Origin of the sequence: Mesorhizobium sp. CO1-1-7 (genome assembly GCF_020164885.1) — a bacterium.
In the GTDB taxonomy this organism is placed as follows: Bacteria; Pseudomonadota; Alphaproteobacteria; order Rhizobiales; family Rhizobiaceae; genus Mesorhizobium; species Mesorhizobium australicum.
Map to the genome: position 1 here is coordinate 147,281 of NZ_JAIUHA010000012.1, position 25,802 is coordinate 173,082.

Consider the following 25,802-nt stretch of genomic DNA (forward strand, 5'->3'; position numbering starts at 1 on the left):
AGGTTCCGTTAGCCGGCACTGACGGCGTGGCCGCCGCCGAGCGGGCGCCGTCAATATAGCTCAGACCGACGGCTCGGCTGCGAGCGTTCCACGATTACATGCCGTGTAATTGAGTCCGGGCAGCTGGCGGGCCTGGCACGGGAGCAGGCCAGTCGGCACGCCCCAAACCGTCGCCGCCCAGGAACTGCGCATCGAGTGCCTGTTCCCAGCCGACGAGGCGACCGAAATCCATCATGCCGCGATGATGAATGCGGCCCTACACCGGGCAACGCGATAAGCATCCTCATCCAGGGCTCATGGAATGAGGCTCGCGGGCCTCCTTAAGTTCACGCGACAGGCGCCGCCACGGTCGGCGCGGATTTCGCGGTTTCCTTGCGTACGATCGGCGCCACCTTGGTGCCGTAGAGCTCGATCGCCTTCATGATCTTGGCGTGCGGCATGGTGCCGATCGCCATCTGCAGCAGGAAGCGGTCATTACCGAACACCCTGTGCTGGGTCACGATCTTTTCCGCCACCTGCTCCGGATTGCCGACGAACAGCGCGCCGTCGGGACCACGCGACTGGTCGAAATGCGCGCGCGATGTCGGACCCCAGCCGCGCTCACGGCCGATGCGGTTCATCACCTCGGCCTGGGGGCCGTAGAAGTCGTCCGCCGCCTGCTCGGTCGTATCGGCGATGAAGCCATGCACGTTGATGCTGGTCGCCAACCCCGTCGGATCGCCGCCAGCGCGCTTGGCGGCCTCACGGTAGAGGTCGAACAGCGGCGCGAAGCGCGCCGGTTCGCCGCCGATGATGGCAAGCGCCAGCGGCAGGCCGAGCGCGCCCGCCCGAGCGGCCGATTGCGGCGTTCCGCCAATGGCGATCCAGACCGGCAGCCTGTCCTGGAAGGGCCTGGGATAGACGCCGCGATCGTTGATCGGCGCGCGCAGCCTACCCGACCAGGTAACCTTCACCTGATCGCGGATGGCCAGCAGCAGGTCGAGCTTTTCGGCGAACAGCTCGTCATAGTCTTCGAGGTTGTAGCCGAATAGCGGGAAGGATTCGATGAACGAACCTCGCCCAGCCATGATCTCGGCGCGGCCGCCCGACAGAAGGTCGAGCGTGGAAAACTGCTGGAAAACGCGCACCGGATCGTCGGAGGACAATACCGTCACCGCACTGGTCAGCTTGATGCGCTTCGAACGCTCCGCCGCCGCGGCCAAAGCCACGACCGGTGCCGAGGCGGCATAGTCCGGCCGGTGGTGTTCGCCGAGGCCGAAGACGTCGAGCCCGACCTGGTCGGCAAGTTCGATCTCCTCGATCAGGTTGCGCAGCCGCTCATGCGGACCGATGGCGCCGGGACCCGGCACAGGGCTCACATCGGCAAAAGTGTAGAGACCGAGTTCCATTTGGATGTCCAGTGTGTTGATTGTTGCGCTAGGGTCGGATGATTTTAGCTCTGTTCGACCTGAAATCTGAATCCGACCCTAAATCGAAGAGATAGATAGAGCATGATATCGTCCGAAAACCGCTTCCCCCTTTTCGGCATCGTGCTCCAGAGGTAGCGACGCGTCCGTCGCGCCGCCAGAGGCTGGCTGGTGAACAGTGCATGTCGATTTCGGCGGAAAATGCGTCTCCCGGGTGCAACATCCCGGAATTTCATGGCTGGCATGCCGTTTTGGCGCTTGAACTCCCGGTTTTCGCGCGTATGTAAGCGTCGCGAATAGACTTCAAGGAAGTGGACTTGGCTATCTACAGGGAAAAAGACATTTTCGAGCGGCGCAATGCCGCGACCGAGGCAAAGAAGGCGCTTCTGGAGCGCTTCAAGTCAAAGCCGGCAGCAGACGATCCCGCGGTGCTGGCACGACAGGCAGAACGCAAGGCGATCCTTGCGGCTCGTGAGATCCGCGAGGCCGAGAAGGCCAAGCTGAAGCAGGAAAAGCTGGCACGCGAGGCGATTGAGAAAGCCGAGCGTGAGGCAGCAGCCGAAGCTGCGCGCATCGCCGCCGAAGAGGCAGCGCAAGCGGATGCCAAGCTTCGGGAAGCTGAAGAGAACGAGCGTATTGCTCGTTTGCTTGCCGATGAAGCCGAGCGCAAGGCAAAGCGCGACGCACGCTATGCGGCACGCAAGCAGCGCACCGGCAGGACACCGCCCGGCTTTACGGGTCGCTAACAGCGCACTCGCCTCGATGGATGATGAATGAGGGACGCGCCAAGGCGCGGCCCTTTTTCGCGTTTGTCGGTGTTGCCCACGGGAAGCCTCCCTGCATCCAGGGATGTCGATTCATGGATGTCAGCTCGATCGATAGCGTCAGCCGGTGGACAGGCCGTTCAGGCCGCGAATTTCAGCCCCATGATGCCGCAGACGATCAACGCGATGCAGCCGAGCCTGATCGCCGTCGCGGGCTCGCCCAGCAGCCAGACGCCGAGCAGCGCCGTGCCGACGGTGCCGATACCGGTCCACACCGCATAGGCTGTGCCGACAGGCAGGGTCTTTAGCGCCAGGCCAAGCAAGGTCAAACTGACGATCATCGACGCGACCGTGAGCACGGTCGGAACAAGCCTGGTGAAGCCGTCGGTGTATTTGAGCCCGATCGCCCAGCCGATTTCGAACAGGCCGGCGAAGAACAGAAGAATCCATGGCATCGGAACGCTCCATCCAGAACATCCGGCCGAAAGGTCTTCGGATGCTCAATCAAACAATGGGCGGGCCGTCCCAACCGGATTTCGGGAAATGCGAGGTCGTCCCCGCACCGTCGATATAGGGTGTCTGAACGCCCAATCAACAATTCGCCGGCGGCATGTCGGACGCCGCCGGTGAAATCCATGCACGCTTGGCGATATCTACTTTTCCTTGATCCTCGTCGCCTTGACCGGCGGCGCCTTCAGGGCCGGAGCGGCTACAGGCTTCTTGGCGTCTTTCTTTGGTTTGCGGGCTTCCTTGCCTGCCTTCATCGCACCTTTAGCCATGATTCGTTCCTCCAGTTGCGGGAAACGGAGTGAAACAAGACAAACGCCAGACTGCAAGAGGCGAGTGCCTGCTGTCAGCGCCGGCAGGCCGCTTTCAACCGGTTTCTAATTGGTCGTAAACCCCGGCAGTCCATGCCATGCTTGTCTTCGCGCTGCAGCATCGACCCGTGCACCGCCGGGTGATCGTCAGGCAGGCCGGTCAGGACGACAATGCGGATCCATATCGGCTGCGAGATGAGCTTCGACTTTCCGCAGGAAACACCGCTCATCGCAATGCTCAGTGTCCACTATTCCCGCGCCTCTGATCTTGAGCGCCCGGATTTCCTGACCTCCAACCCGCCAGTGCCGATTGAGAGTTATCGCGACAGTTTCGGCAACTGGTGCAACCGGCTCGTCGCCCCGCCCGGGCGTTTCACTTTCGGTACGGATGCGGTGATCCGCGACTCCGGCACATTCGAGATGGGCGAGTTGATGGCATGGCAGCATGAGGTGCGCGACCTGCCGGCTGAAACGCTGCTGTTCCTGCTGCCCAGCCGGTTTTGCGAAAGCGACCTCTTGGCAAGCGAGGCTTGGCGGCTGTTCGGCCATATGCCATTAGGCATCCCTCGCGTGCAGGCGGTGTGCGATTTCGTCCACAACCACATCGTCTTCGACTACGGCAACGCACGGGTGACGCGCACCGCCGCGGAAGCCTAGCGCGAACGGAGCGGCGTGTGCCGCGATTTCGCGCATCTTGCCGTCACGTTCTGCCGGGCACTCAATATCCCGACGCGCTACTGCACAGGCTACATCAGCGACATCGGCATGCCGAAGCCTTGGGCGAGCATGGATTTCTGCGCCTGGATGGAGGTTTATCTCGGCGGCCGCTGGCACGCTTTCGATCCGCGCAACAACGCGCCACGCATCGGCCGCATCCTGATCGCCTCCGGCCGCGACGCGGCGGATGTGCCGCTAACCCATATCTTCGGGCCAGGGTTGCTTGCGGGCTTCAAAGTGTGGACCGACGAGATCCAGGAATAGCTGGCCTTCCCGCCAGCAGGTTTCGAACACATTGAACGACCCGACGATTGGCGCGTTGTGATGGCTGTGCAACTCCGCGGCAGAGCCGCTACACTGCCTCGAAGAGGATAGAACCTGCATGGCTGGACACGGCGGCTCCAGAACGGTCATCTACGCGGCGCTCGCCGGCAATCTCGCCATAGCGTTGACCAAATTCGCCGCCGCCTTTTTCACCGGCAGTTCGGCCATGCTGTCGGAAGGCGTGCATTCGCTGGTCGATACAGGCAATGGCGGCCTGCTGCTCTACGGCATGCACCGGGCGGCACGCCCCGCGGACAGCTCGCACCCGCTCGGCCATGGCCGTGAACTCTATTTCTGGAGCTTCATCGTCGCCCTTCTGGTCTTCGCGCTGGGCGCCGGCGTGTCGTTCTACGAGGGCATCATCCACATCATGGCGCCGGAGCCGGTCGCCAACGCTAGGGTGAACTACATCGTTCTCGGCCTGTCCTTCCTGTTCGAAGGCAGCTCCTGGCTGGTGGCGCTGAAGGAATTCCGCAAGCAGAAGGGCAAGCAGGGCTGGCTGCAAGCCGTGCAGTCGAGCAAGGACCCGAGCGTCTACACGGTGCTGTTCGAAGACAGTGCAGCCCTTCTCGGCCTGGCCGTCGCCTTTGCCGGCATATTGGCTGCGGAGATTTTCAAGATGCCCGAACTCGACGGCGCCGCCTCGATCGGCATCTCACTCATCCTCGGCACGACGGCGATCTTCCTGGCGCGTGAAAGCAAGGGCCTGCTCATCGGCGAGCCGGCCTCACCCGAGGTGCAGAGGAAGGTGCTGGCGATCGTCCAGCAGGATCCGGCGGTGCAGCGGGCGAACGGTGTGCTGACGGTGCATATGGGCCCGGAAGAAATCGTTGCCGGCCTGAGCATCGAATTCGAGGACCATTTGTCGGCGCCGGAGATCGAGGCCTGTGTCGAGCGCATCGAGGCGCGGTTGAAGAAGGAGATGCCTGAGATCACGCGGCTGTTCGTCAAGCCGCAGACGTCAGGCACCTGGGAAAAGCGGCGCAAGCTGATCGAATCCGCGTCCGGATAGATTCGAGTACGAACTTTTGCGACACCGCGGTCCACTTTTCGGGATTCTGGCCTCTGGACCAGCGCCCCGCCGTTGCCTCGGGTCTTCGTGCCGCTAAAATCAGCCGATCGATGTTGGAGGAATGACGATGAAGATCGACGGCGGCTGCCATTGTGGCGCCATCACCTATGAGGCGGAGGTCGACCCGGAAAAGACCTCGATCTGCCATTGTACCGATTGCCAGCAACTGACCGGTACGGCATTTCGCGTTACCGTTCCTGCGACGGAGGATCACTACCGGATCACCAGCGGCGAACCGAAGATCTACATCAAGACCGTGGCGAGCGGCGCCAAGCGAACGCAGGCTTTTTGTGCCGACTGCGGCTCGCATCTCTATGCGACATCGGTCGGCGACGGTCCGAAGGTCTATGGGATCAGGGTCGGGACCTCGCGGCAGCGCCAGAACCTGGTCCCGAGACACCAGAAATGGCACCGGTCGGCGCTGCACTGGCTTCCGGAATTCGAGGGTATGACGACGATCGAAGAGCAGTAGCGTTCAGTCGTCGCCTTCGACGACCCTCAATCTCAGCTGCCCGGTCTTTGAATCGGCAGCGCGCGGTGCGGCCTCCACCTTGGCAGGGGCGCCGCCGCGCGGGGCGTCGGGCTCGCCTTCTCCGAATTCCAGCGCCTCGATCTTCTGGCCACGCTTGGTCACTTTCGAGGTCGAGACGAGTATGTCTTCGATGTCCTTGGCCGACTGGCCGAAATGGCCCTGCAATTTGCGCACCCGCTCGTCGACACGCTGGACGTCTTCCATCAGCCTGATGACTTCGCCCTGGATCAGATGCGCCTGCTCGCGCATGCGCGCATCCTTGAGGATCGCCTGGATGACCTGGATCGACAGCATCAAGAGCGAAGGCGAGACGATGATGACGCGGGCACGGTGCGCCTTCTGGACAACCGCTTCGAAATTCTCGTGGATTTCGGCGAACACCGATTCCGACGGCACGAACATGAAGGCGGTGTCCTGCGTTTCGCCCTGCAGCAGGTATTTTTCCGAAATGTCGCGGACATGGACCTCGATATCGCGGCGGAAGGCCTGGGCCGCGACCTTCTGCAGGTCGGCGTTATCGGCGGCCCGGATGGCATTCCACGCTTCCAGGGGAAATTTGGCATCGATGGCAAGCGACGGCGCGCCGTTCGGCATTTTCACCAGGCAGTCCGGCCGGCTGCCGTTCGACAGCGTCGCCTGGAATTCGTAGGCGCCGTGCGGCAGGCCGTCGGCGACGATCGCCTCCATGCGCGACTGGCCGAAGGCGCCGCGCGTCTGCTTGTTGGAGAGGATCGCCTGCAGCTGCACGACCTGGCCGGCCAGCGACTGGATGTTGCCTTGCGCGGTGTCGATGACCGCCAGCCGCTCCTGCAGTTTCGCCAGGCTCTCATGCGTGGACTTGGTCTGCTCGGTCATGGTCTGGCCGATGCGGCCGGTCATGGCGTCGAGCCGCTGGCCGATCGACTGCGTCAATTCGGCTTGGCGGGCGCCGAACACTTCGGCGATGGCGCCCATGCGGCCCTGCATCTCGGCCTGGGATTGCAGAATGCCGGCCATCCGCGCCTCGGCGTCGCGGGCATGGTCGGCGGCTTCCGCTGCGGCGACCGCGCGCGCCTTGGCCGAGCGCCACAGCGCGATGACGAGCGCCACGAACAAGCCGAGAAACAGCAATGTGGCGACGGCCAAGACGTGGCCGAGCGTGATAGTCGAGGCGCCGAGCCGTGCGGCGGGCTCCGAAAGGATGGTGCTCAGATCATTCATGTGGACAGCATAGCCGATTCGGCGGTCTGGCACAGATCAAAACGTGAACGAGGCGCAGGCGCACCGGTTGACGCCTTTCTATTGAGGTCTTAGGTGAAACGCCATGCCGATCAAGCCGCTTATCATTCTTCCCGATCCCATCCTGCGCCAGGTCTCCAAGCCGGTGGAGCGCGTCGACGCGCCGGTACGCAAACTGGCCGACGATATGCTGGCAACTATGTATGACGCACCCGGCATCGGGTTGGCGGCAATCCAGGTCGGCGAGCCTCTGCGCATGCTGGTGATCGATCTCGCCAAGGAAGACGAAACCCCGGCGCCACACGTCTTCATCAACCCGGAAATTCTCGAAAGCGCCGACGCGCGGTCCGTCTACGAGGAAGGCTGTCTGTCGATCCCTGATTACTATGCCGAGGTCGAGCGCCCGGCTTCGGTGAGGGTCAAATATCTGGACCGTGACGGCAAGCTGCAGGAGATCGAGGCCGAGGGGCTGATGGCAACCTGCCTGCAGCACGAAATCGACCACCTCAACGGCGTGCTGTTCATCGACCACATCTCGAAGCTGAAGCGCGACATGGTGGTGAAGAAGTTCAAGAAGCTCGCCAGGGACAAGGCGCCAGGCAAGCTGGTGGGATAGGGCAATGCCCCTTCGCGTCATCTTCATGGGCACGCCGGAGTTTTCGGTGCCGACGCTGCGCGCCATCGCCGAGGCTGGCCACGAGATTTCAGCCGTCTACACGCAGCCACCGCGCGCCGCCGGCCGGCGCGGGTTGGAACTGACGCCGTCACCTGTGCAGCGCGAGGCCGGGCGGCTTGGCATCGAGGCGCGAACGCCGGCATCGTTGAAAAGCGAGGCCGAGCAGGCCGCTTTTGCCGACCTCGGCGGCGATATCGCCGTGGTCGTCGCCTATGGATTGCTGTTGCCCAAGGCAATTCTTGACGCACCCCGGCTTGGCTGCGTCAACGGCCACGCATCGCTTTTGCCGCGCTGGCGTGGCGCCGCGCCGATCCAGCGCGCCATCATGGCTGGAGATACCGAGACCGGCATGATGGTGATGCGCATGGAGGCGGGGCTGGATACCGGCCCGGTGGGACTGGTTGAAAAATGCGCCATCGGCCCCGATATGACAGCCGGCGATCTGCATGATCGGTTGATGAGTGTCGGCGCTGCCCTGATGGTGGAAGCGTTGGCGCGGCTGGAACAGAACACCCTGGCATTTACCGCGCAGGCGGCCGAAGGGGTGACTTACGCCAAGAAAATCGATAAATCTGAGACGCGCGTGGAGTGGACACGGCCCGCGGCCGAGGTTCACAATCACATTCGTGGCCTGTCGCCGTTTCCCGGCGCCTGGTCCGAGATTGAAATTGGCGGCCGTATGGAACGGCTGAAACTGCTTCGCTCGACGCTATCCGAAGGCGTGTCGCCTTCGGAAGATTTGGGCGAGTCGGGAGGAATTCTCGATGACCGGCTGACAGTCGCCTGCGGAAAAGGCGCGGTCAGGCTGGTCGAAGTTCAACGTGCGGGCGGAAAGCCCGCCGCCGCGTCGGAATTCCTGCGCGGAGCCAAGATCGAAAAAGGACTGAAATTCTCATGAGCATGATGTCGATACGCGCGGCGACGCCGCGGGACCGCGAGGCCATCCGCCTCGTCGAGGAACACGCTTTCGGCCAGCAGACGGAGGCCGGACTGGTCGACGCGTTGGTGACCGGCGGTGACGCCGTCGTCGAACTGGTGGCGGAAGAGGACGGCCAGGCCGTCGGCCATATCCTGTTTTCGCGGCTGTTCGTTCAGAGCGGCGGTAAGAGTTTTGCCGCCGTGGCGCTTGCGCCGCTGGCGGTGGAGCCTTCCTTCCATGGCAGCGGCATCGGCGGAGCGTTGATCCGCGAGGCCCATATTCGGCTCAAGGACGCCGGCGAGACACTGGCCGTCGTGCTGGGCGATCCGGCCTATTACGGCCGTTTCGGCTATAGCCACGCCCGCGCAGAAAAGTTCGAAAGCGAATACCAGGGCGAGGCGCTGCAGGCGCTGGCCTGGGGCGAAGCTCCCGAATCCGGCAGGCTGGTCTACGCCTCCGCCTTCACCGCTCTCGCCGCCTAGGCGGGGGCGTATAGCCGACCGGCATGCCGCGTTTTCGCCTCGATATCGAATATGACGGCAGCCTGTTTGCCGGCTGGCAGCATCAGGCCGACCAGCCTTCGGTGCAGCAGGCGATCGAGCAGGCGATCGAGAAATTCTGCGGCGAGGCGATCCGGCTGCGGGCCGCCGGCCGCACCGATGCCGGCGTGCACGCGACCGCGCAGGTGGCGCATGTCGACCTTGCCAAGGCGTGGCCCGACGACAAGGTGCGCGATGCCGTCAATGCACACCTGCAGGCGGCCGGCGCGCGCATAGTCATCCTGAAGGCCACGATCGTCCCGGACGATTTCGATGCCCGTTTCTCCGCCATCGGCCGGCACTATCTCTACCGCATCCTCAACCGGCGGGCGCCCTCGGCGCTGGACAAGGGTAAGGTGTGGTGGGTGCCGAAGCGGCTCGACGCCGCCGCCATGCACGAGGCGGCGAAGCTCCTGCTCGGCCGGCACGACTTCACCACCTTCCGCTCGACGCAGTGCCAGGCCAACAGCCCGATCAGGACATTGGAGCGGCTCGATGTGAGCCGGGCGGGCGATGATCTGATCGAGGTGAGGGCATCGGCACGATCCTTCCTGCACAACCAGGTGCGCTCGATGGTCGGCTCGCTGAAGCGGGTCGGCGACGGCGGCTGGACATCGGGCGATCTCAAGGCGGCGCTCGAGGCGCGAGACCGCGCCGCCTGCGGCCAGGTAGCGCCGCCCGACGGGCTTTTTCTCATTGGCGTCGATTATCCCGGGTAGAACCCTGGTTCTCCCGGGTAGAACCCCTGGTTCTATCCGGGATAAAGCCCGGAAAGGCTCTGGCCCCCGACATCGTCCGGCACGGAGATGCCAAGCAGCATCTGCAGTCCGAACAGCACCAGCAGCGAAGCGACGAACATGCCGACGAAAACGGCGGTGCCGAAGGCAGCGCCCCTGCCGATCGTCGCGTTGGTCATGCGCCAGGTCAGCACCATCGACAGGGAAAATAACAGCAGCGACACAAGGCTCGAGACCTGGCTTGCCGAGGACAGGAAAAGCCTGATCAGCGCCGAAGGCAGCATCAGCCAGGCGGTGATCGCCGAGGCCCAGTTGCTGGCCACGACATAGTGGACGAAGCGCCCGCCGATGCCGGCGCGCCGCGCCACCAAGGCGAGCGCCACCAGCGGCAGTACCCAGGAGCCGATATCGACTGTCGCCAGTCGCACCAGCATGCTGAAGCGGCCGGCGAAGGCATCGGGATCGCCGATCTCGTTGGCGATGCCGACCCAGCCGACGATCAGCGCCGGTGCCGCGACGATGATGGCGAAGAACGAATTCCAGAAGCCGTCGGCCGTGAGGTCGAGCAGGCGCAGGCCGTCGGCCTTGCCGAGCATCAGCCGCCAGGCGCCGGTCAGCGAAGCTTGGGTTTCGTCCGCCGAAAGCATGCTGATCAGCCCTGTCCGAACCAGTCGTCGATGAAGCGCTGGTAGATCCGCGTCAGCGTTTCCAGATCGGCGATGGCCACGCGCTCGTCGACCATGTGCATGGTCTTGCCGACCAGGCCGAATTCGACCACCGGGCAATAATCCTTGATGAAGCGCGCATCCGATGTGCCGCCGGAGGTGGATAGCGCCGGCTTTTTGCCGACCACCGCCTTGACCGAGCCGCTCAGCGTCTCGACCAGCCTGTCGTCGCGGGTCAGGAAGACGTGGCTCGGCCGGTCGCGCCAGACCAGCTCATAGTCGACTGGCGTCTTCTTGCCCGGCCGGTATTTCTTGCGCCCAGCCGCCTGATCGAGGCGGTTGTGGATTTCCGCCTGGACCGTCTCGGCCGTCCAGCTGTCGTTGAAGCGGATGTTGAAGGTGGCGGTTGCCTTGGCGGGAATGACGTTGGTGGCCGGGTTGCCGACATCGATGGAGGTCACCTCGAGGTTGGTCGGCTGGAAATCCTTGGTTCCCTTGTCGAAGACGGGATGCAGCAAGGCGTCCACCAGGCTCATCAGGCCGCGCACCGGGTTGTCGGCAAGCTGCGGATAAGCGGCATGGCCCTGGCGGCCATTGACGGTGATGCTCCCCGACATCGAGCCGCGCCTGCCGATCTTGATCATGTCGCCGAGCGTGTCCGGATTGGTCGGCTCGCCGACGATCGAGGCGTCCCATTTCTCGCCTTTGGACGCGGCCCATTCGAGCAGCTTGACCGTGCCGTTGATGGCAGGCCCTTCCTCGTCGCCGGTGATCAGCAGCGAGACCGAGCCCTTCGGGCCACCATTCGCCTCGACGTGGCGCGCCACCGCGGCGATGAAGCAGGCAATGCCGCCCTTCATGTCGACCGCGCCGCGGCCATACATTTCGCCGTTGGCGATGTCGGCGGCGAAAGGCGGATGCGTCCAGGCGGCTTCGTCGCCGACCGGCACCACGTCGGTATGACCCGCGAACATCAGATGCGGGCCATTGCCGGAGCGCCGTGCATAGAGGTTTTCGATGTCGGGCGTGCCGTCTTCGGAGAACACCGGCCGATCGACCAGGAAGCCGAGCGGCTTCAGCATCGCCTCCAGCGCGCTCAGCGCGCCGCCTTCGGCTGGTGTCACCGAGGCACAGCGGATGAGAGAGGCAAGGTTTGCGGCGGGGTCAGTCGGCAGCGTCATGGCAAAAGCGATAGTCGAAAGCGAATGGCCTGTCACGGCCAGACATAGGGCCAAGCCAATGGCCGACGATACCGCCGACATTATGGTTTTCATGTCGTATAGTTCTGGCTGATGCGGAGTAAGAGATGGCAAACGGCGAAAAGAGGATCGTCATCGCCGGCGCCGGCAGCATTGGCTGTTATGCCGGCGGCTGCCTGGCGCTCGCCGGGCGGCGGGTTGTCCTGCTTGCCAGGCCGCGCATCGAGGCAGCGCTCCGGCAGGGCGGATTGCGCGTCAGCGACCTCGAGGGCCGCGATCGCCTGATCAAGCCGGCAGAGCTTGTCGTCACCGCCGATCCGGCCGCGTCCTTGCCGGGGGCCGATGTGATCCTGGTCACCGTCAAGAGCGGCGCGACGCGGGAAATGGCGGCACTCATCAAGGCCCATGCCCGTCCCGATGCCGTGGTGGTGAGCCTGCAGAACGGCGTCGACAACGCCGACAGGCTGCGCGCGGTGCTTGGCCCGCGAACGGTGCTGGCTGGCATGGTGCCGTTCAATGTCGTGCAATCAGCCGATGGAGAGCTGCCGTTGCGCGTCCACCGCGCCAGCGACGGCAAGGTTATGGTCGAAGAAGGCAATGCCGGCCTTGCCGATCTTCTCGACACCGAAGGCCTGGCTGTCGAAACGCGTGGCGATATGAAGGCCGTGCTGTGGGGGAAGCTTCTGATGAACCTGAACAATGCGCTGGTGGCGCTGTCAGGCCTGCCGCTGGTAGCCGAACTTGCCGACCGGCGCTGGCGGCTGATCCTGGCCAGCCAGATCGACGAGGCCTTGCTGGCGATGAAGGCCTCCGGCATCGAGCCGGCGCGGATCGCCGGCCTGCGCCCGACGCTGCTGCCGAAGGTGCTCAGGTTGCCCGACTGGCTGTTCAAGCTCCTGGCCCGGCGCATGCTGGCGATCGATCTCGAGGCGCGCTCGTCGATGTGGGACGATCTGCAGCGTGGCCGGTCGACCGAGATCGACGACTTGCAGGGCGCTGTTTTGCGGCTCGCTGAAAAAGCCGGTACGCCGGCGCCGACGGTCCAGCTTATCAGCGCGCTGGTGCGCGCGGCGGAAGCCGAGCGGCTTGGCTCGCCAAGCCTGGTGCCGGAGAAGGTTGTGGCGCCGCCGTCCGGCCGTCGATCAACGTGATCTTCTGCCAGATCTTGCGCGACAGGTTGGACGCCAGGTTCTCGATGTCGTTGACGCCGTCGATGACGACGGCGTCATTGACGGATTGCGCGAACAGCGCCGCGATCTTGCCGGTGATCGACAGCATTTCGGAGCAATAGTCGAGATAGCGCGCGAGATCCGCGGCATTGGTGAGACGGGCCGGCGAATGCGCCGTCGGCTTGAAGCTGGCCGACAGCGCCGCCGGATCCTTGGTCAACTGGTGCATGTCGATGACATGGATCAGCGATCTGAGGCCGTGCAACTGGCGAAACACCTGCTTGCGCTTGATGCGCTCCTCGGTGCGGATCAGGGCCAGGAAGCCGAGCACGGCGAGGATGATCATGTTAATCGTGGCTTCGATGCCTTGCACCGACTGGACCGCGTCGTCGGCCTGGGAGATGTGAATGAGCGGCAGGATGGTGCCGACGAACAGGAAGATCAGCGCGCCCGCGATGACGGAGGCGACGATGATGCCACGCAGCCACCATATAGGCGCTTCCAGGGCCTTGGCGGCCTTGGCCAGATCGCGCGACAGCGACACAAGTTCGGCGGCAACGCCGCGCAACCCGGCCTCCGGAAAACGGTCGGCCACACGCCCTTCCAGCCGCTCGGCGGTTTCGATGATCAGTTTCGGATCAAGCGTGCGGTAGCGCATGGCGATCCGATCAGCCCTTAGAGCATGATGCCGAAAAGTGTGAAGCGGTTTTCCGACGACGTCATGCTCTATTTCTTTGATTCTGCCGGCTCGTTGGTGCGCCGGCCATAACGGTTGGGTCCAGGCTGCCCTGGAAACAGGCACAACACAAGGAAGGCGACGATCGAGACGACCGGCACGAACAGGATCAGCGCGGCGATACCCGGCTTGTCGAGGTCGTGCAGCCGCTTCACCGCCAGCGCGATGTTCGACCACAGCGAGGCGATGAAGGCGATGAAGAAGATGAACGACCACATGTTGCTCTCGGCCGAACCCTCCGGCACCAGCGTGAAGCGGTACAGCGGAAACGCCTGGATGATGGCGACGAGCAACCCGCCGAGAAAATAGGCCGCGCGGCTGACGCGGCCCGAGGTCTTGAAGAAAAGCCAGTTGAGATCCGATCTTTCAGGCAAGCGGGTCCGATCCATATTGATTGGCACCCCTGGTGCCTTCGAGAATGCCGAGTTCGACCAGCAGCCAGATGCCGCCGATGACGGGTACGAAGCCGATCAGCGTCCACCAGCCCGACTTGTTGCGGTCGTGCCAGCGTTTGGCATAGAGGGCAATCGCGAAATAGATCGATGCCAGCGCGAAGAGGATGCCGATGATGCCGATCTGGGCACCGCTGGCCGTGGTGACACGCGTGCCGAGGATCGCATCGAGAATGAAAGCAATAATGCCGATAACGATGAATACGCCGATGCCAGCCCAGAACTTGCCCCGGTTGATACGGCCATCAAAGCTTGTGAGCAGATATTTCCAGTCCATGTCACCCCTCCAGTTGAACCAGCGCGGCCGATTGTCGCGCCGGCGGAAGGTGCGCCTGCCCGGCGGAAAGATCAATCGCGCAGCAATTCGTTGATCGAGGTCTTGGACCGGGTCTTGGCGTCGACCCGCTTGACGATGACGGCGCAGTAGAGACCTGGGCCCGGCTCGTTGTTTGGAAATGCCTTGCCCGGTAGCGAGCCGGCGACGACCACGGAATTCGGCGGCACCTCGCCATAGAAGATCTCGCCGGTGGCGCGGTCGACGATCTTGGTCGACTGGCCGATGAAGACGCCCATGCCCAGAACCGAGCCTTCGCGCACGATGCAGCCCTCGACCACTTCGGAACGCGCCCCGATGAAGCAATTGTCCTCGATGATGGTGGGGCCGGCCTGCATCGGCTCCAGCACGCCGCCGATGCCGACGCCGCCCGAAAGGTGGACGTTCTTGCCGATCTGGGCGCAGGAGCCGACCGAGGCCCAGGTATCGACCATGGTGCCGCTATCGACATAGGCGCCGACATTGACGAAGGACGGCATCAAAACCGCGCCCGGCGCGACATAGGCCGAACGGCGCACGATCGACGACGGCACGGCGCGGAAGCCCGCCTTCTCGAAATCGACGGCGCCCCAGCCGTCGAACTTGGACGCCACCTTGTCCCACCACACGGCCTCGCCGGGGCCGCCCTTGATGATCTCCATCGGATTGAGCCGGAAGGAGAGCAGCACCGCCTTCTTCAGCCACTGGTTGACATGCCACTTGCCGTCGGCCTGCCGCTCGGCGACGCGGGCGGTGCCGCGGTCGAGCAGGTCGAGTGCCGACTGGATGGCGTCGCGCACCTCGCCGCGGGTCGCGGTCGAAATGGCGTCGCGTTCCTCGAAGGCCCTGTCGATGGTCTTTTCGAGGCTCGCCAGATCGGGCTTCGACATGAATTTGCTCCATTACCAAGCTGTTAAGGGCTGCGCCTTAACCTGTTTAAAAGTCGCGCGGACCCTATGTTAAGGTGGAATGGGGGTCAATCGCGCCAGCGTCATGGGACGGCGCAAGTAAAGGAATGGACGGGTGGATTCGATGACTCCCATGGAAAAGGCGGGATGGACGCCGCTGCCGCACTCGGATGAGGATCTGGAGCGGTCGAAAAGCGTGCCGGACACGCCGCAAACGCGGGCCGAGACCTACCGCCTGGCCTGGAACGATCCCGACTTCATGACCCGGCGCGAGCTGCGCGCCGTCAGGCTGCAACTGGAACTGCTGAAGCCGGAAATGATCCTCGCCGAGCGCGGCATTCGTTCGACCGTGATCCTGTTCGGCGGCGCGCGCCTGCCGGAGCCCGGCGGCGAGGCCTGGGCGGCCAAGAACGAGATGCAGAAGAAGAACCTTGAGGAAAACAGCAAATATTACGAGGAGGCGCGCAAATTCGCCCGCCTCTGCTCGCAGCAGTCGGCCACGTCATATTATCGCGAATATGTGGTGGTGACCGGTGGCGGTCCGGGCGTCATGGAAGCGGGAAACCGCGGCGCCGATGATGTCGGCGCGCCGTCGATCGGGCTCAACATCGTGCTGCCGCACGAGCAGGCGCCGAACCCCTATGTGACGCCGGAGCTCTGTTTCAACTTCCACTATTTCGCCATCCGCAAGATGCACTTCGTCATGCGCGCCAAGGCCGTGGCGGTGTTTCCCGGCGGCTTCGGCACGATGGACGAGTTCTTCGAGACGCTGACGCTGATCCAGACCGGACGCATGGAGCGCGTGCCGGTGATCCTGTTCGGCAAGTCCTTCTGGAAGCGGGCAATCGACCTCGACTTCCTCGCCGAGCAGGGCACGATCAGCCCGGGCGACCAGGACATCATCGATTTCGTCGACACAGCCGACGAAGCGTGGGGCATCATCAGCCGCTTCTACAAGCTAGGGAGTGAGTGAGTAGGCAGTAGGAATTAGTGAGTAGGGACTAGTCAGTAGTGAGCGAGCGAAAGGTGTGCTCCTCCACTACTCACTACTCACTACTCACTACTCACTACTCACTACTCACTACTCACTACTCACTACTCCCGTCAAAAATTCCGCGAGATCGTCGGTGACGTAGTCGACGTCGTCTTCCTGCGCCGGGTCGCGTTCCCAGATTTCCGAGAAGGTCGGCTCGAAATTGCGCGGCACCACGAGAACCGTGGTCATGCCCAGCGACTTCGGCACGGCCAGGTTGCGGGCGAGGTCCTCGAACATCACCGCATTGTGGCCGGTGACGGCGTGCAGTTCGGCGAACTTCTCGTAGGTCTGGCGCGCCGGCTTGGGATTGAGGCCGGCAGCGACGATATCGAAAATGTCGTCGAAATGGTCGAGGATGCCAAGTTGGCGCGCGGTGCGCTCGGCATGCCTGCGGTCGCCATTGGTGAAAATGAATTTGCGGCCGGGAAGCTGGCGGATGGCGGTGCCGAGAACAGGATCGGGCACCAGCCACGAATAGTCGATGTCATGGACCTTCTCCAGAAAGTCGTCGGGATCGATGCCGTGGCGCGTCATCAGCCCGTTCAGCGTCGTGCCGTATTCGCGATAGAGCTCCTTCTGCAGCTTGCGCGCCTCCTCGCGCGGCAGCGCCAGCAGTTCCCCGACATAGGCGGTCATCTTGACGTCGATCTGGGAGAACAAATTCGAGTGATGCGGGTAGAGCGTGTTGTCGAGGTCGAACACCCAGTCGGTGACATGGGCGAAGCGGGCGGGATCGGGAAGCGTGGTCATGCGCTCCTTATGGCATGAAACAGGGATTCTGAAAGGGACTTTATCCACAACTTATGCGCGTCGAGAGTGGCGGAAATGGCCTCACGATTCAAATTTTAGCCATCCCGGAAAGGTGGCCTTCAGGGCTTGCTGGCACAGAGACAAGTCCTGTGGGGAGCCCGCGATGAATAGCATTATTCTCAAATCCGCCGCCATCGCCTTGGCCTCCGTCGCTGCCTCGCTCCTGCTGACATTGATCATAGTCCCAGCGATGGGATTCCCGGTCACGCGCACGATCTGGCTGACGTCGACGGTCTGTCCGCTGGTCCTTGCCTGGACGGCATGCGCCGGCACGTTCTGGCAGAGCGACAGGTTGAAAAATGCCCATCGCGAATTGGCCCGTGCCCATGCCCAACTCGCCGCGGCGCACCGCCGCCTGGCGGAAAAGGCGAGCCGCGACGACATGACCGGCATGCTCAACCGGGAAAGCTTCTTTGCCGCGTTGGACGGCTCCCGGCGCAAGTCCGACCGCGGCGCGCTGCTGATCATCGACGCCGATCATTTCAAGAAGATCAATGACAATTTCGGTCACCTGACCGGGGACGACGCGCTGCTGTTGATCGCCAGCGCCATCGAGCGCGGCGTGCGCAGCGGCGACGTGCTCGGCCGGATCGGCGGCGAGGAGTTCGGCGCGTTTCTGACCGGAGCCACGGAACAGGAGGCCAAGCGCGTTGCCGAACGGATCCGTCGCGAGGTCGAGCTGATCCGCTTCCGACCCGTCGATGAGCGAACCATTCCGTTGACCGTTAGCATCGGCGGCACCGTGTGCGGCGAGGATGTCAACGTATCGGACCTGATGCGCGCTGCGGACCGGCGCCTCTACCAGGCCAAGCATGCGGGCCGCAACCTGACGATCCTCGATACCGACATTTCCGAAGCCGCATGAGCGGGTTGGCCAGCACACCCGGCCGGTTAAGAAATCTCTAACCCTGTTTGCATCCGGTTGTCCGCTTGTCAGGCTTTTTACCGCCGTGAGGCCATGCTTGGCACGATACTGGCTTCCGTGACGATGCGTGTGCCGTTCGGGGAATGTCATGCGCGCATCGAAGCCCCAGCCGAGAGGCCTGTCATGAGTTTCTTGATCAAAAAAATGTCGCGCCGCACGCTCGTGCAGGCGCTGATCGCCCTGCCTGCGCTGTCCTTGTTCCGCAAGCTGCCTGATACGGCCGCCACCCATGCCGGTTCATCCCGGGCCAATCCCGACGAGATCGTCGAGGTCAATGGCTGGATCCTGAAGCGGAGCGACCTGGCATGATCTTCGACAGCTACGACGCGTATCGCGCCGCCAATTTCGCGCCAAAGGTCTGTGTACTTGGTTCCGGCCCCGCCGGCACCACGATCGCCAGGAAACTTGGCGCGGCCGGTATCCCGGTCGTGGTGCTGGAAGCCGGCTCGCGGGAATTCAGCGACGAGTCGCAGGATTTCTACCGCGGCACCACGGTCGGCGATTCCTACTTCGATCTCGATATCACGCGGTTGCGGTTCATGGGCGGCAGTTCCAATCACTGGGCCGGTTGGTGTCGCGTGCTCGACAAACAGGATTTCGAGCCGAAAGCCTGGGCACCGGACACCGGCTGGCCTATCCGGCGCGCCGACATCGAACCCTATCTTGCGGAAGTGCGCGATATCCTCGACCTTCCAGATTTCCGGCCAGATGTGCCGATCTCGGACGACATTCGCTGGGTGCAGCTGATCAAGAGCCCGGCGGTCCGGTTTGCAGAAAAGTTCGGCGACCAACTCGACCAGAGCAAAAACATCGCCGTCGTGCTCAACACCTACGCCACCGAGCTTGCCGGAGATGGCAAACGCGTGACCGGCGCCAGATTATGGTCCAACGGGCAGGACGCCGGCTCGTTCAGCGCCGACTATTTCATCGTCTGCACCGGCGGACTGGAGAATTCCCGGCTGCTTTTGTGGTCCAACCGGCGCTCCAACGGCGGCGTCGTGCCGAACGCGACGGCGCTTGGCCGCTACTGGATGGAGCATCCGACCTTCGAGGGCGGCAATGCCATCCTGGCCGACGACGGCGCGTTCGAGGTCGATGCCGTCAAGGAGGCCTTCTTCTCGCCGATGGCTGCCGCGATGGAACGGCTCAGGATCATGAATTTCGGCATCAGGCTGATCGAGACTCCCTATCCGGGCGTCAAGAGCCTGATCGCTGATCTTGCCTGTACGGCGCCGCACATGGCGGAATGGGTGTCGGGCAAGCTCGACCAGAACCTGCGTTGCGCCGCTCAGCTTTATGTCGCCTGGGAACAGGCGCCGCTGGCTTCGAACCAGATCGAGCTGTCGAAAACCGAGGTCGACCATGCCGGCGTGCCGCGCATCGAACTGCACTGGAAGAAATCGGAACTGGAACGCCGCACCCTTCTCGAAGGCTTAAGGCTGTTCGGCACGACGCTTGCCCAGAAGAACCTGGGCCGGGTGCGCATTGCCGACTGGATCTCGAAGGGCGACGATTATCCGACCAACGAAGAGACGGCGGGCCACCATCATATGGGCGGCACGCGCATGGGCACCGACGTCACCAGGAGCGTGGTGGACGCCAACTGCAAGGTGCATGGCATGGACAATCTCTATGTCGGCGGCTCTTCGGTCTTTTGCACGTCGGGACAAGCCAATCCAACGACGACGATCACCGCGCTCGCCTGCCGGCTGGGTGAGCACCTGAGCAAGGTGGTCACGGTCTGAGCGCAGTCGTCGTCCCTGCTCGGATCACCACCCGTTCTGCCGACGCCAAGGATGGCGCCGGCAGAGGCTCAAAAGCCGTAGAGGGCGATGCGCACCAGCACGGCGGCGGCGGCGAGCGACACCAGCAGGATGCCGAGGCCGATAGGCGATCCCCAGCCGTACCATTCCATCGCCAGCTTCGCGTATCTGAACTCTTCCTCATGCGAGAGAGGCGTACGCTGTTGGATCAGGCTCATTTTCCACTCCTCGTTGGCGGCCGCCCCTTGCCTATCGCAAGCCGTGGCCGCATATTGCTATAATAGTCTAAATGTTAGACAGATTGATAATTAGATGATCGAACTAAATTCGTCAAGCGGAGATCGCGCCGAACTGACCGCCGCGATCGGCCTTGCCATCATGCAGTGGCAGGACGCGACGCAGGCCTATGACGATGCGGTAGGCGCGAGACTCGGCCTCAACATGGCCGAGCGCCACTGTATCGGACTACTGCATGGCGGCCCGCAATCGGCCGGCGCGATCGCGGCCGCGACCGGGCTGACGCCGGCCGCGGTGACCGCGCTGATCGATCGGCTGGAGGCGCGCGGTCTCTTGACGCGCACGCGCAGCCTCGAGGACAGGCGCAAGGTGGTTATCGAGGCAACGGAGACAACACGGGAGCTCTCGGCGCGCTATTACGGCGCCATCGCGCGGGAAGGTGAAAAGCTCATTGCCACGTTCGGCGACGCCGAGCTTGCCACCATCCGGCGCTTCGTCACCGCCGCGCTCGAGCTGCAGCGCGACCAGCTTGTGCGGCTGAAGGCCGAGGCACCGCAGCCGCGCTGATTTTAGGCGTCAAACCCCTAGCGGTCCGATCGGCCGAAGCGCCGTTCGAGATAGGCCTGGCCGAATTCCAGCGCGATCGACAGGATCCAATAGATCATCGAGGCGGTGATCAGCATCTCGATATGGCGGAACTCCGTCTGGCCCATCGTGCGGGCGAGATACATGATCTCCCAGACGCCGACGACCGACACCAGCGAGGAATCCTTCAGCATGGCGATGAACTGGTTGCCGGTCGGCGGGATGATGACGCGCATGGCCTGCGGCAGGATGACCAGCGCCATGGTCTGGCCGGGGCTCAGGCCGAGCGCCGTGGCGCCTTCGCTTTGGCCGCGCGGGATGCTTTCGATGCCGGCGCGGAAGATCTCGGTCATGTAGGCGCCATAACACAGCGACAACGCAACGATGCCGGCCGGCACCGCGCCGATCACATAGCCGACCTGCGGCAGGCCGAGATAGATGATGTAGATCTGCATCAGCAACGGCAGGCCGCGAAACAGCGACGTGTAGAAGGTGGCCAGCCCGTAGACGATGCCGTTGCCGGTCAGTTTGGCGATGGCCCCGATAAGCGCGATGGTCGTTGCGATGAGAATCGAGATCGCCGAAATGTAAAGCGTCGTGGTGACGCCCTGGGTGATCAGGAAGCCAACCTTCCTGGCAATGAAGGCAAAGGAGAGGTCGAAGGAATAGAAGAACAGCATCAGCAGCGCGAACAGCTCGATCCAGACGCCGGCGATCTGCTGGCGTCGGGGCATGAGCAGCAGCAGCTTGCAGTTCACCAGAACCAGGAGCGCGATCAACACGGCCGAGAGGGCGCGCGACAAGGCTGGATTGGCCTGCAACCAGTCGGATGCAAGCGGCATCACCGAGCCGATCCAGCTCGACTTGATGCCCATGGCGTAGAGGGCCGCGGCCAGCAGCGCGGGAAAAAGCGCGGCCGCCGCGTGGCGGGCAAGCCCTGGATGGGAGAGCATCAGCCTGCCGATCATGCCGTCACCTTGTCCTTGGTGGTGGCGCGGCGTTCCCGCCACCAGTCCTGCGCCTGCAATTTCCAGTAGGTGAGCTGCGCGGCGGCCAGGCCACCGGCGCCGCCGGCCCAGCTCAGTCCGAATGGCGCGAACTGCCGATACCGGTCCGAAGCGCCCAGAATGCCCTCGGCGACTACTTTTCCGGCAATCGCCGTGGTGTTGAGGCCATGGCCACCAAAAGCGGTGCAGTACCAGACGCCCGATTGCAGCTCCCCGATCTGGGGCATCAGATGCCGGGCATAGGACATCAGCCCCGACCAGGCCAATTCGGTCTTGAGGCCGGCGAGCTGCGGGTAGGTGCCGACCATTTCACGGCGCAATTCTCGCGCCAGCGCGTCGGCGGAAGCGGCACGCGTGGTGATGCGCCCGCCCCACAAAAGGCGATTGCCGCTCTCTACCAGACGATAATAGTCGCCGGCCCGCCTGTTGTCGCCGACGGCATCGGTGGTGGCGACGGCTTGCGCGATGAGGCGGGGAGCCGCCTCGGAAACCATCACATAGGTCGCGATGGGCAGAAAGGCGCGGTAGAGCTGGCCGAACACCGGGCCGGTATAGCCGCCGGTCGCAAGCACGATCTGGGGCGCCCGAAGCGTGCCCTGGCTCGTGCGCAGCATCTTTTGCGGTCCCGACAGGTCGCTTTGCACGACCTCGGAACTCTCATGGATCTTGCCGCCCAGCCGCTCGATCTCGTCGGCCAGGCAACGCAGATAGTTGAGCGGATGGATGTGAAAGGCGTTCGGGTCGCGCAGGCCTTGGTGGTAGCGAGCAGACTTCAGCACCGCGCGCACGTCTTCGCCGCGCAGATATTGAAGCTCGTAACCGTGGTCGCGTGCCATCTGGTCGGCATAGGCCTTCAGCGCATCGCCGCCGTCGTAGCGCAAGACGCTGAGCAGGCCGGCACGCGGCTGGGCGGCCGATATTCCGAGCGCTTCGATGGTGTCGCGCACGAATTCCATGCCTTCGATCGACAGCCGGTGCAGATCGCGCGCTGCCTCCCCGCCGACACGTGCGGCGATAGTGTCGCCGCCGGTGGCGAAGCCGGGCGTGACGAAGCCGCCATTGCGTCCCGAAGCGCCGAAACCGGCGACCTGGGCTTCCAGCACGACGACGTGCAATCCGGCGCGCGCCAGCTGCAGCGCTGTCGTCAGCCCGGCCAATCCGGCGCCGACGACGGCCACGTCACATCGCGTCTCGCCTTTGAGCGGGGGCCGCGTCTTCCGGTCGGTCAGGGTGCGGGCGTAATAGGTGTCCGGATAGGCCATCGACGACTTTGCAGTGAGGGGCATTCATGAGGTGGGGTGACGCCCGCCGGCTGCCGAGGAGGCAGCCGGCGGAATGACATTACTTGGCGCTGTAGTCCTTGCCGTACCACTTCGTGGTCAGCGCGGCGAGCGTGCCGTCCGTCTTCATTTCGGTGATGATGCCCCCGACCTTCGCGGTCCACTCGGGATCCTTCTTCTCGGCGATGACGACGAGCGGCTCGCGGAAGGCGTACTCGCCTTCCAGGATCTTTACGGGATAGCCGTTCTTGATGGCATTCTGCGCCGTCTGTTCCGGCGCGATCACGGCATTCAGGCGCACGCCGTCGCCAAGCCGCAGGTCATCGAAGGGAAGCATGGAATCCGCGTAGGTGCGGATCTCGCCCGGCTCGAGCTTGTATTCGATGGGAGCCAGGCCAGGCGCGTCGATTTCGAGCTTGCGGCGGATGAAATCCTCCGAGGTGGTGGCAGTCTCGACGCCGATGATCTTGCCGTTGAGATCGGCGACCGACTTAGCGCCGCTGTCCTTGTGCAGGACATAGACGTAGGGGCTGTAATAATAGATGCCGGCAAAGTCGATCACCTTGGAGCGGGCTTTTGTCGGCGTGACCGATCCGACGCCAAGGTCGTAGCGTCCCTGCCAGCGCCCGCCGGTCAGCGTCGCCCAGTCGGGCGTTTCGAACGAGACCTCGACGCCAAGCCGCTTGCCGATCTCGCGCGAGACATCGATGTCGAAACCGGCGAGTTCGTTGCTGTCGTTGAGAAAGCTCTGTGGAGGCCAGGCCGCGTTGGTGGCGATGACCATCGCCTTTTTCGACGTGACGCGGTCCAGGGTTTCACCGGCCATGGCTGCCGTCGTGATGGCGAATGTCGCGGCGGCAAGAACGGCCAAATTGAGCAGTTTTTTCAAAGTTATCCCTCCCTTGTGGTTGAACTGATAGGTTGAGTGGCCGACGTCGAACCTCAGCGCTTCAGCTGCAGGTGCAACCGGATCGGTTTCGGACTTTGCCCATCACAGCCGAAGCTGATTCCCCCTGACGGACCGGCGTTCGTGACTCCAGACAGTCAGGTCGCAAAAAGAAGGGTTCCACCCGGCGAAATGCGGGATATTGGCGATCGCGCAGTCATTGCGCCCCTTGGGATGACAAAGTGCCGGATAGTTGGCCTTGTTCCGTTCGCCGCTGCCAGTATTGCGGATTGTCGCGAGGGCTGTTCAGCCGATAGGATCGCGCGGTGGTTACTAAGCGGATCGAGCGAGAGGTTTTGTTTGTGGAATTGACCGAGAAGGATCGTCAGTTGCTCGCGCTGATGCAGAAGAACGCGCGTGAGCCGGTCGCGTCACTGGCACGGCAGCTCGGCGTGTCGCGGACAGCGCTGCAGGAGCGGATCCAGAAGCTGGAGGCCGGCGGCATCATCGAAGGCTATACCGTGCGGCTGGCCAAGACGGTGGCCCAGAACGCCGTCCACTGTTTCACCCTCGCCTCCCTGAACAACAAGAGTTATCCGGACGTCTCCAGAAGGATCAAGGCGATGCCCTCGATCCAGGCGGTCTATGCCATAACCGGTGAATGGGATCTGATCATCCACCTTGCCGCCGAGACGCTCGAGAAGCTGAACCGGGAGGTGAATGCCCTGAATGAAATCAGCGGCGTCGTCAAAACCGCTTCCCACGTGGTGATGGAGACGAAGTTCAACCGGACCATCTACGCTCTGTAGGAATGGCGGAATGTCCCGGCGGCCGGCCGTTCCACTGGAACTTGTCGATCTGGTAGCCGGTGCGCATCACTGTTTGCGGGTCGAAAGGCACATGGTGGTGTCCTCGACCCCTGCAAACGTGGGCAGGGGACGCGACTAGTTCGGCTGGACTCCGTAGACGGCCAGAAATGCCTCCACCGAGGCATCCGCGTGGCGTTCCAGTTCGGCCTTGGAGCGCCGGTTGCCTCCCGTGAACATGGCTTCATTCATGGGGATCCAAAGAAGCATTCCAAAAAGATGGCTGGCTGCCAGATAGGGATCACTTGTTTGTATCAGTCCTCGACTGGTGAGTTTTTGAAAGCAGGACGCCGTCGAGGCAAGCATGCGCTCAAACCCCTTTTCGTACCAAGCGCGGCCAAGCTGCGGCATTCGATCCGCGTTGGCGATGATCAAGCGCCGCAGCTTCAACAACTCTTCATCCATGAGAACCGCTATCAGGCGTCGGGCAAGCTGCTGCAGGCCGCCTTCCATGAATTTCGCCTCGGAAAGCAGCGTCGTCACTGACTCGATGATGTCATTGACCTGGGTAGCGGTTGACAGAACGACTTCGCCAAACAGCGTCTCCTTGTCGGTGAAATGCTTGTAGACGGTCTGCTTGGAGGCCCCCGCCTTGGTGGCGATTTCCTCCATGCTGGTCCCGTCATATCCCTTGCTGGTGAACGCCGCCGTGGCCGCCTGGATGATCTCACGATCCTTGCGAGCCGATCTGGTCTCACCGTCGATTTTCATGGCGCCCTCTTAACCAGTACTAGACGGTACCGTTCTCTTGTGGTAGCCCCATGAAACGGTACTGGACTGACTAGTACCTGTCAACGAAGGCAAGGCTTAGACCGATGACCAAGATGATCTTCATAAATCTGCCGGTGCGGGATCTGCAGGCAGCGACCAATTTCTATCTCGCGATCGGGGGCACGCTCAATCCGCAGTTCTCGAACGACCAGGCCAGTTCGGTCATGTTTTCCGACGCGATCGGGGTGATGTTGCTGACGCACCAGCATTACGGCCAGTTCACAACCCGCCAGATCGGCGACGCCAGGCGTGACAGCCAGATGCTGATCGCACTCACCGCGAGCAGCAAGGACGAGGTCAATGCCACGATCGAGAAGGGCGTCGCGGCCGGCGGCCGCGCCGATCCCAACCCCGCTCAGGATCTCGGCTTCATGTTCAACCGCCACATCGAAGACCCTGACGGCAACGTCTGGGAGCTCCTGTGGATGAACCCCGCTGCCATGCAATAGCCCAGCGCGATCAAAGCGTCCAA

Annotated in this window: 31 protein-coding genes and 1 pseudogene; 16 read left to right on the top strand and 16 right to left on the bottom strand. The window is 63.1% G+C overall.

Annotated elements, in window-relative coordinates; genetic code table 11:
* Positions 1 to 326: 326 nt before the first annotated feature.
* The gene (locus LB516_RS25130; RefSeq protein ID WP_015314445.1) at positions 327 to 1,388 is read right to left on the bottom strand and encodes an LLM class flavin-dependent oxidoreductase; all 1,062 of its coding nucleotides are present in this window, start codon (positions 1,386 to 1,388) and stop codon (positions 327 to 329) included.
* Positions 1,389 to 1,723: 335 nt separating this feature from the next.
* On the opposite strand from LB516_RS25130, the gene LB516_RS25135 reads away from it, so the two are divergent.
* Positions 1,724 to 2,152 (top strand): DUF6481 family protein, encoded by a 429-nt coding sequence (locus LB516_RS25135; protein WP_015314444.1) that lies wholly within the window; start codon positions 1,724 to 1,726, stop codon positions 2,150 to 2,152.
* A gap of 158 nt (positions 2,153 to 2,310) precedes the next feature.
* Here LB516_RS25135 and sugE read toward each other — a convergent pair whose 3' ends face one another.
* Together sugE and LB516_RS28965 are read right to left on the bottom strand one after the other, a co-directional pair.
* Positions 2,311 to 2,625 (bottom strand): quaternary ammonium compound efflux SMR transporter SugE, encoded by a 315-nt coding sequence (sugE, locus tag LB516_RS25140; RefSeq protein ID WP_015314443.1) that lies wholly within the window; start codon positions 2,623 to 2,625, stop codon positions 2,311 to 2,313.
* A 198-nt stretch (positions 2,626 to 2,823) separates the two neighbouring features.
* On the bottom strand, positions 2,824 to 2,949 hold the full coding sequence (locus LB516_RS28965) for a hypothetical protein (protein WP_015314442.1): 126 nt from the start codon (positions 2,947 to 2,949) through the stop codon (positions 2,824 to 2,826).
* Between the two features lie 210 nt (positions 2,950 to 3,159).
* On the opposite strand from LB516_RS28965, the pseudogene LB516_RS25145 reads away from it, so the two are divergent.
* The 3 genes and pseudogenes from LB516_RS25145 (at position 3,160) to LB516_RS25155 (ending at position 5,573) form a co-directional block, all read left to right on the top strand.
* Positions 3,160 to 3,969: pseudogene (locus LB516_RS25145) on the top strand (transglutaminase-like domain-containing protein).
* A 118-nt stretch (positions 3,970 to 4,087) separates the two neighbouring features.
* On the top strand, positions 4,088 to 5,041 hold the full coding sequence (locus tag LB516_RS25150) for a cation diffusion facilitator family transporter (protein WP_224584126.1): 954 nt from the start codon (positions 4,088 to 4,090) through the stop codon (positions 5,039 to 5,041).
* 127 nt (positions 5,042 to 5,168) lie between these two features.
* Positions 5,169 to 5,573: a GFA family protein gene (locus LB516_RS25155; RefSeq protein ID WP_224720554.1), complete on the top strand. Its 405-nt coding sequence runs from the start codon at positions 5,169 to 5,171 to the stop codon at positions 5,571 to 5,573.
* 3 nt (positions 5,574 to 5,576) lie between these two features.
* Here the strand turns inward: LB516_RS25155 and LB516_RS25160 are convergent, their stop codons facing one another.
* Positions 5,577 to 6,833, bottom strand: a complete 1,257-nt coding sequence (locus tag LB516_RS25160; RefSeq protein ID WP_140789946.1) for a DNA recombination protein RmuC — start codon at positions 6,831 to 6,833, stop codon at positions 5,577 to 5,579.
* A gap of 103 nt (positions 6,834 to 6,936) precedes the next feature.
* Between LB516_RS25160 and def the strand changes: the two genes are divergently transcribed.
* The 4 genes from def to truA are packed head-to-tail and all read left to right on the top strand — an operon-like array spanning position 6,937 to position 9,704.
* Positions 6,937 to 7,467 carry a peptide deformylase gene (gene def / locus LB516_RS25165; RefSeq protein ID WP_015314437.1) on the top strand — a complete coding sequence of 177 codons (531 nt, stop codon included), beginning with the start codon at positions 6,937 to 6,939 and terminating at the stop codon, positions 7,465 to 7,467.
* Between the two features lie 4 nt (positions 7,468 to 7,471).
* A complete protein-coding gene (fmt, locus tag LB516_RS25170; RefSeq protein WP_224720555.1) occupies positions 7,472 to 8,425 on the top strand; it encodes a methionyl-tRNA formyltransferase in 954 nt (317 codons plus the stop codon).
* Positions 8,422 to 8,928, top strand: coding sequence for a GNAT family N-acetyltransferase (locus tag LB516_RS25175; RefSeq protein ID WP_015314435.1), 507 nt, complete (start codon positions 8,422 to 8,424; stop codon positions 8,926 to 8,928). Before fmt ends, LB516_RS25175 begins: the two co-directional genes overlap by 4 nt.
* Before the next feature lie 23 nt (positions 8,929 to 8,951).
* A complete protein-coding gene (gene truA, locus LB516_RS25180) occupies positions 8,952 to 9,704 on the top strand; it encodes a tRNA pseudouridine(38-40) synthase TruA (protein ID WP_224720556.1) in 753 nt (250 codons plus the stop codon).
* Between the two features lie 32 nt (positions 9,705 to 9,736).
* On the opposite strand, the gene LB516_RS25185 is transcribed toward truA, so the two are convergent.
* Entirely contained in the window at positions 9,737 to 10,369 is a 633-nt protein-coding gene (locus LB516_RS25185; protein WP_140615228.1) for a transporter, read from the bottom strand.
* A gap of 5 nt (positions 10,370 to 10,374) precedes the next feature.
* Positions 10,375 to 11,568: a succinyl-diaminopimelate desuccinylase gene (gene dapE, locus LB516_RS25190; protein ID WP_015314432.1), complete on the bottom strand. Its 1,194-nt coding sequence runs from the start codon at positions 11,566 to 11,568 to the stop codon at positions 10,375 to 10,377.
* A 125-nt stretch (positions 11,569 to 11,693) separates the two neighbouring features.
* On the opposite strand from dapE, the gene LB516_RS25195 reads away from it, so the two are divergent.
* Positions 11,694 to 12,737, top strand: a complete 1,044-nt coding sequence (locus LB516_RS25195) for a 2-dehydropantoate 2-reductase (RefSeq protein ID WP_015314431.1) — start codon at positions 11,694 to 11,696, stop codon at positions 12,735 to 12,737.
* Here LB516_RS25195 and LB516_RS25200 read toward each other — a convergent pair.
* From LB516_RS25200 to dapD, 4 genes are all read right to left on the bottom strand, one after another.
* Positions 12,637 to 13,413, bottom strand: a complete 777-nt coding sequence (locus tag LB516_RS25200) for a hypothetical protein (protein WP_140711705.1) — start codon at positions 13,411 to 13,413, stop codon at positions 12,637 to 12,639. The two genes, LB516_RS25195 and LB516_RS25200, sit on opposite strands and share 101 nt — an antisense overlap.
* A gap of 68 nt (positions 13,414 to 13,481) precedes the next feature.
* Positions 13,482 to 13,865, bottom strand: coding sequence for a DUF805 domain-containing protein (locus tag LB516_RS25205; RefSeq protein ID WP_027143826.1), 384 nt, complete (start codon positions 13,863 to 13,865; stop codon positions 13,482 to 13,484).
* Positions 13,858 to 14,220: a DUF805 domain-containing protein gene (locus tag LB516_RS25210; protein ID WP_224720557.1), complete on the bottom strand. Its 363-nt coding sequence runs from the start codon at positions 14,218 to 14,220 to the stop codon at positions 13,858 to 13,860. Before LB516_RS25210 ends, LB516_RS25205 begins: the two co-directional genes overlap by 8 nt.
* Before the next feature lie 71 nt (positions 14,221 to 14,291).
* Positions 14,292 to 15,146: a 2,3,4,5-tetrahydropyridine-2,6-dicarboxylate N-succinyltransferase gene (gene dapD, locus LB516_RS25215; protein WP_015314427.1), complete on the bottom strand. Its 855-nt coding sequence runs from the start codon at positions 15,144 to 15,146 to the stop codon at positions 14,292 to 14,294.
* Positions 15,147 to 15,288: 142 nt separating this feature from the next.
* Between dapD and LB516_RS25220 the strand changes: the two genes are divergently transcribed.
* Positions 15,289 to 16,137, top strand: a complete 849-nt coding sequence (locus LB516_RS25220; RefSeq protein WP_015314426.1) for an LOG family protein — start codon at positions 15,289 to 15,291, stop codon at positions 16,135 to 16,137.
* A gap of 108 nt (positions 16,138 to 16,245) precedes the next feature.
* On the opposite strand, the gene LB516_RS25225 is transcribed toward LB516_RS25220, so the two are convergent.
* Entirely contained in the window at positions 16,246 to 16,950 is a 705-nt protein-coding gene (locus LB516_RS25225; protein WP_224720558.1) for a pyrimidine 5'-nucleotidase, read from the bottom strand.
* A 163-nt stretch (positions 16,951 to 17,113) separates the two neighbouring features.
* On the opposite strand from LB516_RS25225, the gene LB516_RS25230 reads away from it, so the two are divergent.
* The 3 genes from LB516_RS25230 to LB516_RS25240 all read left to right on the top strand — a co-directional run bounded on the left by LB516_RS25230 (position 17,114) and on the right by LB516_RS25240 (position 19,680).
* The gene (locus LB516_RS25230) at positions 17,114 to 17,875 is read left to right on the top strand and encodes a GGDEF domain-containing protein (RefSeq protein ID WP_015314424.1); all 762 of its coding nucleotides are present in this window, start codon (positions 17,114 to 17,116) and stop codon (positions 17,873 to 17,875) included.
* 183 nt (positions 17,876 to 18,058) lie between these two features.
* Positions 18,059 to 18,244, top strand: coding sequence for a hypothetical protein (locus tag LB516_RS25235; protein WP_140789929.1), 186 nt, complete (start codon positions 18,059 to 18,061; stop codon positions 18,242 to 18,244).
* Positions 18,241 to 19,680 (top strand): GMC oxidoreductase, encoded by a 1,440-nt coding sequence (locus LB516_RS25240; protein ID WP_224597957.1) that lies wholly within the window; start codon positions 18,241 to 18,243, stop codon positions 19,678 to 19,680. The genes LB516_RS25235 and LB516_RS25240 overlap by 4 nt, the downstream gene beginning before the upstream one ends.
* Before the next feature lie 68 nt (positions 19,681 to 19,748).
* Here LB516_RS25240 and LB516_RS25245 read toward each other — a convergent pair whose 3' ends face one another.
* Positions 19,749 to 19,916, bottom strand: coding sequence for a hypothetical protein (locus tag LB516_RS25245; RefSeq protein ID WP_015314421.1), 168 nt, complete (start codon positions 19,914 to 19,916; stop codon positions 19,749 to 19,751).
* Positions 19,917 to 20,010: 94 nt separating this feature from the next.
* Between LB516_RS25245 and LB516_RS25250 the strand changes: the two genes are divergently transcribed.
* Positions 20,011 to 20,502, top strand: a complete 492-nt coding sequence (locus tag LB516_RS25250; RefSeq protein ID WP_015314420.1) for a MarR family winged helix-turn-helix transcriptional regulator — start codon at positions 20,011 to 20,013, stop codon at positions 20,500 to 20,502.
* Between the two features lie 17 nt (positions 20,503 to 20,519).
* Here LB516_RS25250 and LB516_RS25255 read toward each other — a convergent pair whose 3' ends face one another.
* From LB516_RS25255 to LB516_RS25265, 3 genes are all read right to left on the bottom strand, one after another.
* A complete protein-coding gene (locus LB516_RS25255) occupies positions 20,520 to 21,488 on the bottom strand; it encodes an amino acid ABC transporter permease (protein WP_015314419.1) in 969 nt (322 codons plus the stop codon).
* Positions 21,485 to 22,789 (bottom strand): NAD(P)/FAD-dependent oxidoreductase, encoded by a 1,305-nt coding sequence (locus LB516_RS25260; protein WP_224720559.1) that lies wholly within the window; start codon positions 22,787 to 22,789, stop codon positions 21,485 to 21,487. The genes LB516_RS25255 and LB516_RS25260 overlap by 4 nt, the downstream gene beginning before the upstream one ends.
* 79 nt (positions 22,790 to 22,868) lie before the next feature.
* Complete coding sequence (locus tag LB516_RS25265) at positions 22,869 to 23,633, bottom strand: transporter substrate-binding domain-containing protein (protein WP_224584230.1); 765 nt, start codon at positions 23,631 to 23,633, stop codon at positions 22,869 to 22,871.
* A 422-nt stretch (positions 23,634 to 24,055) separates the two neighbouring features.
* On the opposite strand from LB516_RS25265, the gene LB516_RS25270 reads away from it, so the two are divergent.
* The gene (locus LB516_RS25270) at positions 24,056 to 24,502 is read left to right on the top strand and encodes an Lrp/AsnC family transcriptional regulator (RefSeq protein ID WP_224525312.1); all 447 of its coding nucleotides are present in this window, start codon (positions 24,056 to 24,058) and stop codon (positions 24,500 to 24,502) included.
* Between the two features lie 135 nt (positions 24,503 to 24,637).
* Here the strand turns inward: LB516_RS25270 and LB516_RS25275 are convergent, their stop codons facing one another.
* The gene (locus tag LB516_RS25275; RefSeq protein WP_015314415.1) at positions 24,638 to 25,270 is read right to left on the bottom strand and encodes a TetR/AcrR family transcriptional regulator; all 633 of its coding nucleotides are present in this window, start codon (positions 25,268 to 25,270) and stop codon (positions 24,638 to 24,640) included.
* Between the two features lie 104 nt (positions 25,271 to 25,374).
* Between LB516_RS25275 and LB516_RS25280 the strand changes: the two genes are divergently transcribed.
* On the top strand, positions 25,375 to 25,779 hold the full coding sequence (locus tag LB516_RS25280) for a VOC family protein (protein ID WP_015314414.1): 405 nt from the start codon (positions 25,375 to 25,377) through the stop codon (positions 25,777 to 25,779).
* The last annotated feature ends 23 nt before the right edge of the window (positions 25,780 to 25,802 follow it).